The sequence below is a fragment of the Yersinia nurmii genome (assembly GCF_001112925.1).
GTDB lineage: Bacteria > Pseudomonadota > Gammaproteobacteria > Enterobacterales > Enterobacteriaceae > Yersinia > Yersinia nurmii.
Map to the genome: position 1 here is coordinate 80,189 of NZ_CPYD01000012.1, position 14,980 is coordinate 95,168.

Sequence of the window (14,980 nt, forward strand, 5' to 3'; positions counted from 1 at the left end):
CTCTCCCTAGAGTGGAGTACTCTACCTTACTAAAAAAGTAACTCTCAGGGTGAGGGAAAATAACTCTGGTAAGCTCAATATCACTCTCCTGTTATTATGTTCGAGGTAACATTCTGGCGTTTATTATATATCGGTGAGATGTTCCATATCGTTCTGGGTTGTCCATATAAGACCTTCCTTCAGGAAGGTATTGTAAAGATGTTATCTTCATCCTGTTGTATAATGGAAACGTCACCTCACCCTCTGAGGTATACAATCCTTCAGAAACACCGGCGTGTTCTGACTCAAGGTCAAAGTGCCACATAATTGTTTTACCTGACACGTAGGCCATTTTAGGATCCTTTGCTGTAGACATTATAAGGGGAGATTTTATTTCTAAATTCATTGATTTTTGTACGGTATCGCTCCCTCCTTCCGATTCGTTTATAAATTCAGCAAGCCAAGAATAACTATTAGATATTACTGGCGTGTCTCCACGGAAGGTTTCGTTTACATCGGCTGCATGATACCCAGACCATTCAGCATCAATTTTCCCCAGAGTTTTCTGAACCTCGGTAAACTTATCGTGACTAATATCTCTTGCTGCCGGCTTCATGTTGCTACCAATTTCAGCCCACTTGTTTATAAAACTGTCCATATCGATGATTGAATCATAATGGCTGATATTAAGTTTCTGTAAGGCTATGGTGAATGAAGAATAGTATGGATACTCCCCCCCTTGCTGTTTATATAAAGCAGGGTCTTCCTTAATAACCCATTTTTTCTTTGCTACATTTGGCTGCACAAGCATCAAAGGAGACGGCGGTGGCGGTGGTTTTTTTTCTACCATCGGTGGCTGTGGCTGTGGCTGTGGCTGTGGCGGTGGCGGTGGTGGCGGTGGTGACTGTGGTGGCGGCAGAATCATGGTGTTGACAGGGACTCTTCCATCATTGTCTTTCCATACCACCGGATTATTCCGCACCATCCTGTACAGATTCAGCCCATCCACCGTGCCCGCTGGGTCCGTACTTAGCCATCTGCCTACCCACGGCTGGTAGTACCGGTAGCCGTAGTAGTACAGTCCCGTCGCGTCCCGCTCCTTGCCCGAATATCTCACGATCTTGTAGTTTGCCTCCATTGTGCTGCGAGCCGTCCATATCGCTGTCCCGCCATACGGATAGTATTCCTCCATGCTGATAATTTTGCCGTCGCCGTCCAGCTCCAGCACGCTGCTGCCGGTCAGGTTATCGTAACTGTAACGTACTTGGTCGTCAGTGATGTCATCCGGCCTGCCACTCTCCCAGTGCAGCACTCGCACCTGGGCATGGCCCGCTTCACCCACCGTGATAACCTGCAGGCTTTCCGTTTCCGTATCGCCGTTTCTCGTGCTGCGCAGTTCCAGGCTCGGAAGGTACAGTGCCCGCTGCGTCTGCGCGCTGTTACCGGTTTTTTGTACACTGACCTTCAGGATGCGCTGACTGCTACCGTCGTAGCGGTAATTCTCGCTGTCATCCGTACTGCCGTCACGTACCACCGGCGTTACCTTCAGCAGCTCATGACGTACCGTCCAGGCCAGACTTAGTCCCGGCTGCAGTTGCGCCTGCTGGCCGCCTACAGTGAATAGTGCGTCCACGTCTGCGGCGTTTTCGGTCAGGGTACTAAGCACAGCTCGGTTGCTGCGGTTGCTTACGGTAATGTTGGTTGTGTAACCGCTGCGTGTTGCCGGGGAATGGCGTATCTGCGTCAGGTTGCCGGCTTCGTCGTAGGTGTAGGTGCGGGTGTAATTGGTATATGCGGAGCTGTCTGCTGGTAGGGGGACGGTAGCTGACGGTAAATGGCTGCCCTGCAGTCCGGCGTTTGCCATCTCGCGCCCGGTGGCGCTGACCAACTGGTACAGGCTGTCGTAGGTGTACGTGTTCTTTGGCACCACTTTCTGATTGCTCCAGAAGCGGGTTGCTTCAGCATCATTGGCGATTTTCAGCACGTTGCCCACAGGGTCATACTCATAGCGCAGGTCCTGCAACACCTTGGCACCCGACGCGTGGCCGGCAGGTCGCTCCGTCAGGATGCCGGTCAGGCGTTGCGTCTCTGCCTCGTAAGTGTACATGGTCACCACGCCGTTGCCATGTTCCTCGCGCAGCTTCTGCCCGGCGGCTGAGTACGTTAGGGACTTCACGATGACCTGTTCCGGACGGTCCTTCACAGTCAGCCATCTGCCTGACAACAAACCCGCCACGTCGTACGTCACGCGCTGAATGTGACCTTTCGCATCGGTGGTGGTCAGCACTGTCCCGGTGGCGTCAGTAGTGGTCAGGATGACATACTCCTCACCACTGAGCAGGTCATTCCATGCAGAGACATCGTTTCCTTGCCAGTCAGCCACGGTGTCTGGGTTATCTGTGTCCTTCAGCAGGCGTTGGGTGACGGAGAGCGATACGCCTGTCAGCGCTATACTGTCTGTCTGCACCCGTCCCGCCGTGTCGTAATGACGGACGCATAATCCCGCTAGGTTCAGGGCCTTATCTGCGTCAGTATTGCCGGCATACCCGAATCGCTCCGTGATGCGGGCGGCTTCACCGTTGATCTGCTCCATTTCGCTCAGTGGTCGGCCCGGAAGCGCAGCATCCTCATACTGCCAGGTGCGGGTCACCGCCAGGCTTTTGTCCTCAGTGCCGTCGTCGGTGGCGCTGATATGACTGAGCACGATAAACGACCGTCCGGCGGCGTCATTTAGGCTGACGGTAGTCCCGTTGTCCACACCCTGAGTACGCAGAGCGTCTCCAGCCAGGTCCGTCAGGTAGTTGAAATTTATGCGACCGGCGCCGTGCAGGCGCGAGTCGGCGCTCTGTGTCAGAAAGCCGCGGGCGTCGTACTGTTGGTATGTGATACGTTCATTTGTCACCTCAAGGGCATCAGGGTGGCGATGGTACGCGATGTCGCGCACCGCCAGGCCGCGGTTATCAAAGACCGTGACCTTTGGGGTTTTGCTGAACATCGATGTGCTCATGGTATTCTCCTGTTTATGATATGTAGCCGGTCAGGCTGCACAAGAAACGGCTCTGTTGCATTAGTGACATGCAGTTGGCAAAAGTGCGTTGCCGGTTATTTAGTGTGTGACGTGGAATGGTCAACGATAATATCGCGCTCTGCCATCATCGCTTTCAGATTGCGTAAACTCAGTGAGTAAGTCAGATACCCGCGGACACACTGAGCAATAATATCGATGGGATAATGCCGGCGACGGAAGATGTTTCGGATCAGAGAAATGGGTAGGTAATATCATAAAAAAAACAGCATATTATCTGACAATACCTTAATGTGACGGAGCCTCCGCTAGTGCATAAAATTATAATAAGAATCTGCACCTGATATTCAACTACAGGCGCAGATGTTATTTATTAAAATTTAAAAATTAAGCTAGCTGTTCAAGCCGTAAATTATTAATGACCTTATACTCCTCTGCCTCGCCCGGATAAATCATTAGAATATCCATCGGTAGATCGACGCCCGGAGCGATAACATTGCCCGTTGTACTATCAAGGAAACACCAGCCATTGACCGACTTATCTGTATTCAGCTCAATCCAACTGCTGTTTGCATTAAGCCAGTCAGCATCAACCATCGCGCCTTCTGGCAATAAGAAGGAGAGCTGCCAGCTGCGAACCTGCACGGAAGATGAAGTCAGGAGGAAATGATAGCTATACAGAAACTCTGGTTTATCCCATTGCTTACGCCAGTGAGATTTATACTCTTGTGAAACATCCAAATCGCGCTGCTCCGTTACCAGAATAGCCGAGTGAGCCTGACTGTCACCGCTATTTGTGTAGCCGTTTGGCATGGTAAGTTTTGCTGTCATCGTTGCCGTCCCTGGGTTTTCGCCCATCAGCGGAATGTTGATATTGACAGACTTACCGGCGGAAATATCAACAGTCGGTGGGAAATACCCTACCGAGACAATTGCAGAATCGGATACCGTTGCACCAACAGAAACCCCTTTAATATCAGATGGTTCATGGTTAGAGATGTTAAGTACATTGTAATAGGTTTCGTCACTGGTCAGCACCAAATTGGATGCCATAGACATCTTCAACTCAACGTTAATGGCAGTCACATTAACCCGAGTATTAATTTGGTTAGCGCCACTATTAATCAAGCCAATAGGAGTGTGCAGTTGGGCGGTTAGCGAGGTTGTGCCAATCGATTTACCCGTTAAAGGGATTGAAACCTTGACCGAGCCATTAGCGGGAATAGTGCCAATCGCGGCAACATTTCCTACAGAAACAACATTGTTGTTAGCAGAAGAAACATCCAAAGTTAACCCACTTACGGCAATATTACTTTTGTTTGCAATAGTTAATTCGGCAACATAGTCTTTGTTCAGTGCAAAACTGATATTCCCTAGGGACATCGTAAGATTAACGGTTTGTACCTGTCGTGCGACCACCGACTGAGTTGCATCATTCCAGGTTCCATTGCCCAGCGGATAGCTAACCAGTGACGGGATGCTTTCCCCGGCTGCCACCGACAGCGTTTCCCCGTCCAGATATAATCCGGAAACCAATGTGCCTTTCTGCGACATTTTGTTTACGACGCTGGAGACACCATCATGACCGCCCACATAGAAACCGTACGACTCAAGCTGCTGTCGATTAAGTTGGATATCACGTGAAATAATGAGGATATCACCCAACTCCTGCTCATTGTAATTAATATTAGTGTACAGTGCTATTTTACCCTCTGGGCACATATTTTCACCACGAGCATTTTTAATAAGCTGAATATCTGACATAATAAAATCCTTGTTCTGAATAAGTAAGCGGAAAAGGCAAAGGAATGTCAACTTTGACTACCGCAATATGATTAGGTAATAAAAATTAAAAATGGAACGTCACAATAGAACGTTACAATGGAACCAATAACATACTCGGTTCCATTAATTAATAAAGGTATTTGCGGGAAATTAACAGTAGTTAATTACTTATTTAAAGCTTGAGAGCATTTTATAAGACGTTCAATTTTTATATCATAGTTCCATATCAATTTTCTGGGTTCTGTCGCATTAAGGCTGGCGGTCAATAAACGACGGCCCACAGGGGCTGTGGTGTTCCATAGCGATCAAAGGGCGCAATATATCAGCGCACAGTTCCCGTCTTGCCAGCAGGAACTGGATGTTACAGGTAGCATGAGCCGAAAAGGTAACGGCTTGGATAATGCTGTTTCGGAAAGGTTTTTCCGCAGCCTGAAAGCTGAAAGGGTTAACCATCGTCGTTATGAAACCCGAAGTCAGGGTATCGCTGATGTTATCGATTATATCGACAGTTTTTATCATCTGAAAAGGCGGTATTATCGGCTGGGAAATATATCGCTAGATGAATATGAACGCCGACTACAGCAATGTGCCTAAACCCGTATCCAGTTTTAGTTGACCGTTACAGTTTCTATTTCTTCCAAGCCCCGTAGATAGGCTCTATTAGCCGCCTATCTACGGGGCTTAATATATCGCGTTTCATTCCCCATTCTGACATCACGGAGACACGTTGGGGTCACATAGTACGTCGTCCATTAACCATCATCTTCGACGTGCTTACACATATCATGAATTCTCGATGCAACAATTGTTGGGTCTGCATCATATTTCAAACTATATAAGTCTATATATTGGCGCGGTAATGTTGGTTGGGGTTTGTTTTATATTTGTAAGTGCAATGAGTGAAAAAGAATTGATTTCATACTCTGTTGTTTACATACCTGTACTATTTATAATTTGTTTATTAACTCCGTTCTTGAAGGTTTTTTTGGCGTTTAAAATTTTCATTCTCTTTGAAAAGAATGTGATATGAGTAGCTTTACTCTTTCTGTCTTGGAAAGAAAAAAGTAAGAAATTCATCGTATCGCAGTAAGTGTCGTATTTTTATATTTGAGTGATATAAGGCCGCGAAACGCTGAGAACCTCCCAGGAATGGGCGGGTAAAAAAAGACAGGCATAGAGTTTTATTATCTACTTATTGTTCAATAAATTCAATGAGATAACATCTATGCTTGCTCGGCAAGTATGTCAGAATTTCTTCCATAATGCTTTAGCACCCTTTCACAAATACCGACAAAATGCCCTGCTGGATGCCACCGTCGCGCTAATCAATGGTGCTTCACTGACACTGACCAGTATCGGGCGTTATTTACCCGGAGCAGCTCAGGTCAAAAATAAAATCAAACGCGTTGATCGTCTGCTGGGTCATGAATCACTTCATCGTGATATTCGATTGATTTTAAAAACATTATTTCGATGCTGACGAGCCGGTTATCTCGTATTTGACATTAGCGGAGAATATCTTACGACACTCCCCGCTAAATTTGAGGCGAACGGTGCTAAGCACCGTTCTTAACCACCTCGCCAAAACCTACCGAAATATGGTTTTGATTTATTAGCGCTGATTTATGGAGATCCCTCAGCGCCACGGCGGAATTTTTGCTTTTCGGCGATACGACAGGGGTATTCGCGAGATGCATTGCATCAGTACCCCTGTCATAGCGCCGAACTGTAAAAAAGACAAATGCCGAAACTAGCCATTAGCACGTTTTTTATTTTAATAATTGCTGGCGAATATTTAATCTTTAATTGGATTTTAAATAATTATAGTTATTAATAATATCAATTTAATTGAAAATAAAATATATCACTTAGAAAGTAATTATTTTTTATTTATTCCTCGATGCGCTAGTTAACTCGTAATTTTATATTTTTTATTGCGGTATTTTTATTTGGTGCTAGGGTTTAAGTGTATTTTGATTGGGTTTTTACGTATGTGAAGGGCTAATTTTTTACGCCCTTATCTTTTAGTGATGTAAATGGAATAATATATTATGAGACAGGTTCAAAAGATTACTGTGAATAACAAAGGTGGTTATGTATTTAATTTCTCAATTCAATGGCTTAGCAGTGATGGGCAATGGAATACTACAGACTGGAATAGCGGTAATTACCCTGTAGCACAATCCAGAACGACCCCCCCTCTCAATGAAATTGGCGTTCCAGAGAGTGCTTTAGCTGTAACTCCATATGGCCATGCAGTATTAGGTAGTTCTGGTCAAGGAACACCCTTTGTTGGTTTTTCTCAAAATGGGCAGATTGCGACTTATGAGGCGGTTGGAACAACTATCATTGGGTTTGGGATTCGCTTGATCGAATAATTGGCTGATTGTTCTATTTACCCTCAACAAGGAAAAGACTACGTTAATGCGTAGTCTCAGACTGCTGACAAAGTCCTGACCGAAAGACCGGGATTTTGTCAGCAGTCTGAACGGTGCTGAGCACTGTTCTTAATCACCTCGCCAAAACCTACCGAAATATGGTTTTGGTTTATTAGCGCTGATTCGTGGGGATCCCTCAGCGCGAAGCGGGGTTGTCAGCAGTGAAGATCAATTGGTAGATAATAACATTATTAAATTCAAACTAGGGCTATTGTCGTTCAGTGAGGTTATGCCTAACCACGATGAGCAATACAAAATGCTTGAAGATAGACATCTTGATTTAACGCATTGGTAATACCAAGTTACTGGTTATTGCCGAAAGGAAAAAAGAACAAAATTCCGCATTGAACATTATTTTGAAGAAAAAATATTTTTTGTGGTGAGTTGCAGGTAGTTGACGGGGCAGAATATGTGAATCCCGCTTGGGATTGGCAGGTCCCACATTATTTTGGTGAGGAAAATGAGACGCTATAAAAATAGCCCGAGCCAATTGAAGGTTTTTTAGAAAATAACGCTTTTCCTTTTTGGACTGAATTCCATTTTACCATCGAGATAAGGTGATAATACTCAGGTTTATTTAAGAATAATACAAGCGATTGGGTATATTTATCGCGAGGTGAAAACATAAAAATAGGTAAATCAAAATAGCAGAAACAACAAAACTACCGGTAGGCTCATTGGCCAGGTTAAACCAATAAGAAGTGCAGTAAAAACCCTGATTTTCCATGAGGGATCAACGCTGGCCATAAGGGTGATAATAGTGGAGAGGGTCATTCCAACCCAGTAGATCATTTTTAAAGCGATCCATGCAGATGACATTGTAATTCCACAGCCTTGTTAACGTATGGCGATATAGCAAATAATTAACAAAGATTTTACGCCCACCAATTTTAGATCGCCAGCCTTAATCAGGAGGAAAACGTACATTCGTATTTTTCTGATTAAAATATGCACAACTCAGATTTCCATTTCTGCACGTGTCGAAAAGTCTGTTGGGAGTCAATCTAAGTTTTGAGATAGGAATTGTTGCAATGATCGGAACAGCGTCTAAGGTGAATAGGTTATGTAAGCCGTATTCCCGATGATTTCTGACTATGGATAATCCTGTGATTACACTTTATTCCGATGCTGATTTTTTTAGCCCGTACGTGATGTCTGTTTTTGTTGCCTTAACCGAAAAACAACTTCCTTTTGAGCTACAAAAAATCAATCTTTCCGATAATGAAAATATGCAGCAGAGTTACGCTAAGCTCTCTTTAACTCGCCGAGTGCCGACTTTGATTATTGATGACTTCCGGATTTCAGAGTCGTCGGCTATTACTGAATATTTGGATGAGGCTTTTCCTGCCCCGGCTTATCAATCCTTATACCCGAACATGATGCAGCAAAGGGCTAAAGCCAGAGAGATTCAGGCGTGGTTACGCAGTGATTTATTATCCATACGATTAGAGAGACCCACAGAAGTACTGTTCAGTGGGATGAAGTGCCCGCCGTTATCGACTATTGCCAGTAACGCGGCGGATAAGCTATTCGGGGCTGCCAATTGGCTACTGGCTGATGGACGGGATAACTTGTTCGGTGAATGGTCTATTGTCGATACTGATTTAGCCTTGATGCTTAATCGTTTAGTGATGAATGGGGATGATGTACCGGCTAATTTACAGCGTTATGTATCCTATCAATGGCAACGCCCTTCAGTTCAGCAGTGGTTAAAACTGTCAAAATAGACCACTACCTATTAGTGAAATACTGAAGGATGAATTGCGTCGTTGTCAGCTACAACTATTTGATGACGAGTATTTAAACTGTAGCCGCCTGCATTCAGATCTAAGGCTGCATTTTCATGCTAGTTATTCAGGATACCTGAACCCTATAGGTTGGGTTACCGTCTTGGGTAACCTGGTAGGCAGTGATATACAGACATTCTTTAATGAGCACATTTTTATTTTTTAATCCGGTTCGAGAGATGAATGCATCTCCTCCAATACCGGACAAAATCAGTCTAGCCGATGAGCCAAACAGGTTGATTTTTGCTCGATCGTTGTTTGCCTGCGTCAGACAAGTTACTTTATTTTTATTCATTTTAACTTCGATTAATGAAAGGGTGTCGTCCGGATTTACTAAAAAGAAGTCGGGCACAATCCGCTGACCCACTGGGTTTTCAAAACGAACCTCTCGTCCCCAGCTTATAATATGTTCATTGTGGCATAAGAATAATGCCAGTTCTATTTGTAACCAGTTTTCCCAACCGGTGATATCCATATCACTAATTAGTCGTAGTTTGTGTTTAAAATCGGGATGATCAAAGAAAGTCTTAAGGGCTAGTGCGTAGCTCATTGAGTCTCCATGGCGAATAGGTTGATTATTAAGTTTGATACAGGGCTAGGAAGCATAGTGTAAATCGAATCTATCTGGCTTTATGCAGCAATTAACGCATTGTTTATCGGTGTTTTTATCAAACAGTCTGACAATCAGCGATTTGCTTTTTGAAAGTGTACCTGCAATTTTATGGCGATGAGAATCAAGGTCGAAAAATGAGAGAACATGTGGTCAGAGTGATTGAATTTGATACCGAGCGTCTGCGGCTACGACAGTGGTGCCAAGAGGACAGATCATTCTATGCCCAGCTTAATCGTGATCCTCAGGTTATGGCATATTTCCCCGCGCCTTTAAGCCGAGCAGAAAGCGATGCGATGGCTGACCGATGTGAGGCGTTTATTGCTGAAAGGGGATGGGGGTTATGGGCGGTTGAGTTAAAAGAAAGCGGGCAATTTATCGGTTCTGTTGGGTTGAATATTCCGACGGCTACATTACCTTTTACCCCTTGTGTCGAAATAGGCTGGCGTCTGGCTTTTTCTTTCTGGGGAAAGGGATTAGCTCATGAGGCGGCTACCAGAGTATTGCAAGCGGGTTTTGAACAATTAGCTTTGCCAGAGATTGTGTCTTTTACCGCGTTAATTAATTTACGTTCTCAAGCCGTGATGGAACGTTTAGGGATGGAACGGCAGAAACCCGATTTTGATCACCCCAGCGTTGCTGTAGGTCATCCATTACGTAAACATTGTTGGTATCGTTTAACGCGTGAACAGTGGATAACACGCTAAACGACTTTTCTGTCATGGTGAAAAAAGTAGTATATTGGTAGATAAAGTAGGCTAGCGTGTCAGGCGGAAATTAAAATGTTCAATCGCGTTATAACGGCACGTTTTGTTAGCTTAATTTTAGCGATCGTTTTCCTGGGCGCCTGTAGCCAATTACCACGTAATCCTTTGCCGGTCGAATTAATGGATGAAGCGGACATTCCCGGTATGCCAAATATTCGCGCTGCTGCTGGTAATATCAGTCCAATATTCGAAGCAGATTTATTGCAATCTTATAAGGATGAACGACCGGATCAATTTCTCCGGCCTGACGGTCAGCGAGTCTATCCACATTTAGCGCTATCTGGCGGTGGGCCTAACGGCGCATTTGGCGCAGGTTTTTTAAATGGCTGGAGTAAGACCGGTAAGCGGCCAGTATTTAAAGTGGTGACTGGCGTATCGACCGGCGCGTTAATTGCGCCTTTTGCATTTTTAGGCAGCGATCACGATCAGGCATTACACGATTTTTATACCACGACGACAACGCGAGATATATTTCATCTCGATAACTTATTATTCCGTCTTTTCTTCCGTGAGGCCTTAGCGGATACCAGCCCACTGTCTCAGCTTATTGATGGCCATATTACTGCGCAATTATTACGTGAAATAGCGGTGGAATATCGTCATGGACGTCGTTTGTATATCGGAACAGTGGATCTTGATTCTCAACGCTTTTTTGTCTGGAATATGGGTCTGCTCGCCACTAAAGGCACGCAGGAATCATTAATACTATTTCGCAAGATAATGCTGGCATCTTCCTCCGTGCCGGTGGCGTTTGCACCGGTCTTTTTCGACGTGGTGGCTAAGGGTAAACATTATGACGAAATGCATGTTGATGGCGGTGTCGGAGCCAGAGTGTTTTATAACGGCGGCGTATTCAGCGGCAAAGTTGTGCGCGCCAGAGCCGGTATTACGAATAGCAAAGAAGATATTTATATAATCCACAACGGCCAGCTCGGGCCACGTCCTGAACCGACACCTCGATTGGTTCGGAATATTGCCATGCGTACTTTGGATTCTTCGAGTAAAGCTACGGTGGTAGGGGACTTATACCGCATTTATGCGTTCTCCCTAGCCGAGAAAGCTGATTTTCATTGGATCACTATTCCATCAAATGTGGATATCAATGGGGCCGAAATCTTTGATCCAGTGAAAATGGAGAAACTTTATCAGGCTGGCTATGCAGAGGCGCTGCGTGGCCCTGAATGGTCATTGCGGCCACCGGGAGCGATCGAAATGGATGTACTGCTCAGCGAGGCCGCGGCGCAGCAGGCTAGCGAGATAAAATGACTTCACTGACCGATTGTGGCGGGATAACGGGAGATCGGGCAGATTTATTGTTGCTGAAAGGAGTTGTTCATGTACCAAAATTTCAGCGGTGAGCTGGCTTGGGCTGAGCGCCATATGCCACGTACGCTGGCCGCAGTGTCGGCATTACCGGATCTCAGCCAGGTGCGTCTGGCTTGTAACATGCACCTGGATTTGAAAATGGCACCGCTGGTGACCGGTTTATTGAGAAAGGGGGCTCGGGTTTATCTGACAACCTGTAACCCGACGACGGTACAAAATGACGTGGTGGAATATCTGGTATCTCAAGGTGCGCAAGCTCATGCCTGGCGAGACATGAGTGCGGAAGAATGGTCCGCTTCGTTCGATCGGGCGCTGGCATGGCAACCGACACATTTATGTGAAATGGGCGCTGATTTAACAACTCGGCTGCATCAGTCTCCTGATGGCCCTAACATTAAAGCCGGCCTGGAAGCCACGGGCTCTGGTATTAGCCGTTTACAAGGTTTGGCTCCGCGTTATCCGATTTATAACTGGGATGATTTGCCGGTGAAAGAGGGGTTGCATAACCGCCATATGGTGGGGCTGACGGCCTGGCATACTTTCTTCCAAACCACGCATCTAACTTTGCATGAGAAAAAAGTTGTGGTGATCGGCTATGGTCTGGTTGGGCAGGGCGTGGCGGCATCGGCTAAAGCTTATGGTGGTCAGGTGTCGGTGGCAGAAATTGATCCTGCGAGAGCCTTACAGGCACGTTATGACGGCTGGCCGGTTGTTGAGTTGGCTGAAGCTGTAAAAGAAGCTGACGTGATTGCTACCGCGACCGGTGCCAAAAATGTGCTTTCCGGCGTGCGTTTGGCTGATGCTAAAGATGGGGTATTTATTCTCAACGTGGGTCACGTTGCAGAAGAGATTGATACCGCTTTCTTAAAGCGGTATCCGTGCACTGAGCCGATGCAGCACGTTTTTGCCTATGCGATTGGAGAGAAAACCTTATATCTACTGGCCGATGGTTCTATGTTTAACTTGACCGCGGGTTATGGCGATAGCCTGAATGCTTTTGATGTCACACTGGCTGTGATGGCAGCGGGGATTGGGCATATTGTTGGTGCAGGGGAGTCTGCGGAGGCGGCGGTGTATTTATTACCGCAGTCAGCTTGGGGGTCAGTGCTTTAACGCACCTTGCTGATATCCACGGGGGTCGAGGATTTCGGTCGACCGACGGATTTATTGTAAAAAGAAGACGGTTGAGTTATCGATTGCTGCTGCCGTCACATAGATGATGAACAGCAGGTATAAAAAGAGATTGTTGGTCATGTTGCACCTCCATTATCCTGAATGGATAACGTCTCTGAATACTGACTGTGACATCATATGAGCGATAAGTGAACAAAAAATGAACGCTAAGTGAAAGATTAATGACAGCGAGGTGAGTATTAGCGATATTTCTAACGAAGAAATTGTTTTGACGGAGAATTATTTTGAGTGAATTGGACTATTTATCAGACACTTGGTTTAATTTAAAAACAATTTAACCAGCATATGATCAAGAGGGCAGTAATTGTGCTACACTATGCGACCGATAATCAAGGATAAATCATGAAAAAAGTCTCAATTATTGCTCAGTGTTTAGTAAATGCTAAGAGTTTCAGTGAGATGTCAGAAGCTGAATCCTCGATCAAAAAAGTATTCAATGATAGCTATAGCGATCACTCATTTGACGAATGGAATACCGAAGTTTCCGCGTTGAGTGCTAAGCGAGTTATCAGCTTGGTTGCTGGGTCATCCAAGGTTCGCGTCAGAGGTTTAATTCAGGAACTTTGGAATCACTGATCCTGCTCTGATACTTAACTCCTCTCTGATTTTTTCACTGCGTAGAGCATGCCTGTCATGCCACGTGGTGAAAAGTAGACCTTCCTGTTACAGCGGTAACTCACCACCGTTTTCTCATCTCTAGCTGGCACGATCTCTAAACTGCCTTATAAAGCACAAATTTTAACCAATGACGGCGTTGGCACAGTTTCTTTGGCGCGGTTCACGTAACTTTATGACATAGACAACCACGAGGTAAGATTATGTCATTGATCGATAGCTTCAGAAGACTGATCAGCAAGGCTCAAACAAAAGTCACTTGCCCTGAATGCGGTATGGCATCTCAGCAGGATACAGAAAAAGTGCAGAAAAATAAGGCGTTGGTTTGTCTAAAATGTGGCAGCTTATTTCTGCCCAGCGATCAAAAACGTTAACCAAATGCCATCGCTGCCCAGCGTAACAGCAGCAGAGCCAGACAAATGCATAACAGTACTAGGAACATTTTCCAGTGCTTTTTATGTAATTTTTTGGTTACCATCTTTTTCCTCTTATCTATCTGGTTCATTCACGTCAGTATAGTAACGAAAAACTATGCTGATGAGCAGATTTACTCTGTGCGCATTGCTTGAGATAAAGTGTAATATGCGTTGTATCAATAATGTCATAAATAGAATTCGAAATAAGGATAATCATGGCCACTAGCCTTCCTCAAAAATATGAAAATGCTGAGCGTTGGGCATTTGGTGATACCGAAAGCGTCGCAGATGAGCTATTGACGTTGGTATTGCAAGGCATAAAAACGGCTACTTGTGCGTCTTTAGATGAAGATGGCGTACCGCAGGTGGGCGACGTATTTGTGGTAGTGAATGGAAAAAATGTGCCGGCCTGCGCCGTTGAACTGACGGAAGTGGATCTCAAAACCTACGATCAGGTCGATGAAGCACATGCTTTTGCCGAGGGTGAAGGGGATCGTACTCTGACCTATTGGCGTAAAGAACATCAGCGTTTCTTTGAGGCTTATGATATGTTCTCACCGGATATGATGTTGATTTGCATGAAATTTAAAGTGATTGAGACGTTTTAATTTTAGTCTGAATACACAACTGTTCGGCAGGAATGAATAATTTCACGATTCGATATGAATACTGCGCGATAAGAGTTAAAGGTATTGAGGGAAAACCCGCCGTCTGTCATCTCGTGTTAATCGACGGACGGGTTTTCTTGCTAGCCAACTATGTCATCCTCATTACCCAGGCATCCTGATGCCGATCATAATGTTTCTTATACAACAACGTTTGTTTCCCATCTAAGAGCGCTGGAACGCTGGTGTGCTCATCCCAACCGTCTAATTGCGCGCAAAGGTCTGGATCTGATTTGCAGGGGATACTAAGCGTATTTTCCCCTTTGGTCTGTTGAGGGGATATTTGCGCATCATCAATCTCAAAACTGCCTATTTTTAATACTGATTTTCTCATTGAAACTCCTGAAGATCATGGTGGTAGGAGGTGTGACCA

At 45.3% G+C, this 14,980-nt stretch carries 15 protein-coding genes and 2 pseudogenes; 10 read left to right on the top strand and 7 right to left on the bottom strand.

Annotated elements, in window-relative coordinates:
- Window positions 1–94 precede the first annotated feature (94 nt).
- The 3 genes and pseudogenes from AD970_RS14630 to AD970_RS14635 form a co-directional block, all read right to left on the bottom strand.
- On the bottom strand, window positions 95–2,986 hold the full coding sequence (locus AD970_RS14630) for an RHS repeat domain-containing protein (protein ID WP_084728163.1): 2,892 nt from the start codon (window positions 2,984–2,986) through the stop codon (window positions 95–97).
- Between the two features lie 104 nt (window positions 2,987–3,090).
- Window positions 3,091–3,246, bottom strand: a pseudogene (locus AD970_RS18995) (IS6 family transposase); the annotation flags it as partial.
- 145 nt (window positions 3,247–3,391) lie between these two features.
- Entirely contained in the window at window positions 3,392–4,768 is a 1,377-nt protein-coding gene (locus tag AD970_RS14635; RefSeq protein ID WP_049600554.1) for a hypothetical protein, read from the bottom strand.
- Window positions 4,769–5,080: 312 nt separating this feature from the next.
- Here AD970_RS14635 and AD970_RS14640 point away from each other — a divergent pair, with 312 nt between their 5' ends.
- The 3 genes and pseudogenes from AD970_RS14640 (at window position 5,081) to AD970_RS14655 (ending at window position 7,167) form a co-directional block, all read left to right on the top strand.
- Window positions 5,081–5,383, top strand: a complete 303-nt coding sequence (locus AD970_RS14640) for an IS3 family transposase (RefSeq protein WP_235786942.1) — start codon at window positions 5,081–5,083, stop codon at window positions 5,381–5,383.
- Between the two features lie 631 nt (window positions 5,384–6,014).
- Window positions 6,015–6,283, top strand: a pseudogene (locus AD970_RS14650) (IS4 family transposase); the annotation flags it as partial.
- Between the two features lie 557 nt (window positions 6,284–6,840).
- Window positions 6,841–7,167, top strand: a complete 327-nt coding sequence (locus tag AD970_RS14655; RefSeq protein ID WP_049600560.1) for a hypothetical protein — start codon at window positions 6,841–6,843, stop codon at window positions 7,165–7,167.
- Window positions 7,168–7,866: 699 nt separating this feature from the next.
- Here the strand turns inward: AD970_RS14655 and AD970_RS14660 are convergent.
- Window positions 7,867–8,046, bottom strand: a complete 180-nt coding sequence (locus AD970_RS14660; RefSeq protein WP_049600563.1) for a GhoT/OrtT family toxin — start codon at window positions 8,044–8,046, stop codon at window positions 7,867–7,869.
- Window positions 8,047–8,321: 275 nt separating this feature from the next.
- Here AD970_RS14660 and yfcF point away from each other — a divergent pair, with 275 nt between their 5' ends.
- The gene (gene yfcF, locus AD970_RS14665) at window positions 8,322–8,954 is read left to right on the top strand and encodes a glutathione transferase (RefSeq protein WP_049600564.1); all 633 of its coding nucleotides are present in this window, start codon (window positions 8,322–8,324) and stop codon (window positions 8,952–8,954) included.
- A 127-nt stretch (window positions 8,955–9,081) separates the two neighbouring features.
- Here yfcF and AD970_RS14670 read toward each other — a convergent pair whose 3' ends face one another.
- Window positions 9,082–9,564, bottom strand: a complete 483-nt coding sequence (locus AD970_RS14670; RefSeq protein WP_049600566.1) for a hypothetical protein — start codon at window positions 9,562–9,564, stop codon at window positions 9,082–9,084.
- Between the two features lie 197 nt (window positions 9,565–9,761).
- Between AD970_RS14670 and AD970_RS14675 the strand changes: the two genes are divergently transcribed.
- From AD970_RS14675 to AD970_RS19920, 5 genes are all read left to right on the top strand, one after another.
- Entirely contained in the window at window positions 9,762–10,331 is a 570-nt protein-coding gene (locus AD970_RS14675; RefSeq protein WP_157045542.1) for a GNAT family N-acetyltransferase, read from the top strand.
- Between the two features lie 75 nt (window positions 10,332–10,406).
- The gene (locus AD970_RS14680) at window positions 10,407–11,657 is read left to right on the top strand and encodes a patatin-like phospholipase family protein (RefSeq protein WP_049600568.1); all 1,251 of its coding nucleotides are present in this window, start codon (window positions 10,407–10,409) and stop codon (window positions 11,655–11,657) included.
- A gap of 69 nt (window positions 11,658–11,726) precedes the next feature.
- A complete protein-coding gene (locus AD970_RS14685; RefSeq protein WP_049600570.1) occupies window positions 11,727–12,830 on the top strand; it encodes an adenosylhomocysteinase in 1,104 nt (367 codons plus the stop codon).
- Window positions 12,831–13,253: 423 nt separating this feature from the next.
- Window positions 13,254–13,487, top strand: a complete 234-nt coding sequence (locus AD970_RS14690) for a hypothetical protein (protein ID WP_049600573.1) — start codon at window positions 13,254–13,256, stop codon at window positions 13,485–13,487.
- Window positions 13,488–13,729: 242 nt separating this feature from the next.
- Entirely contained in the window at window positions 13,730–13,900 is a 171-nt protein-coding gene (locus AD970_RS19920) for a YnfU family zinc-binding protein (RefSeq protein WP_167337481.1), read from the top strand.
- Here the strand turns inward: AD970_RS19920 and yniD are convergent.
- Window positions 13,897–14,004, bottom strand: coding sequence for a small membrane protein YniD (gene yniD, locus AD970_RS20200; protein ID WP_235786943.1), 108 nt, complete (start codon window positions 14,002–14,004; stop codon window positions 13,897–13,899). The two genes, AD970_RS19920 and yniD, sit on opposite strands and share 4 nt — an antisense overlap.
- Before the next feature lie 153 nt (window positions 14,005–14,157).
- On the opposite strand from yniD, the gene AD970_RS14695 reads away from it, so the two are divergent.
- On the top strand, window positions 14,158–14,550 hold the full coding sequence (locus tag AD970_RS14695) for an ASCH domain-containing protein (protein WP_049600576.1): 393 nt from the start codon (window positions 14,158–14,160) through the stop codon (window positions 14,548–14,550).
- A gap of 148 nt (window positions 14,551–14,698) precedes the next feature.
- On the opposite strand, the gene AD970_RS14700 is transcribed toward AD970_RS14695, so the two are convergent.
- Window positions 14,699–14,941, bottom strand: coding sequence for a DUF1480 family protein (locus AD970_RS14700; RefSeq protein ID WP_049600579.1), 243 nt, complete (start codon window positions 14,939–14,941; stop codon window positions 14,699–14,701).
- Window positions 14,942–14,980: the final 39 nt, after the last annotated feature.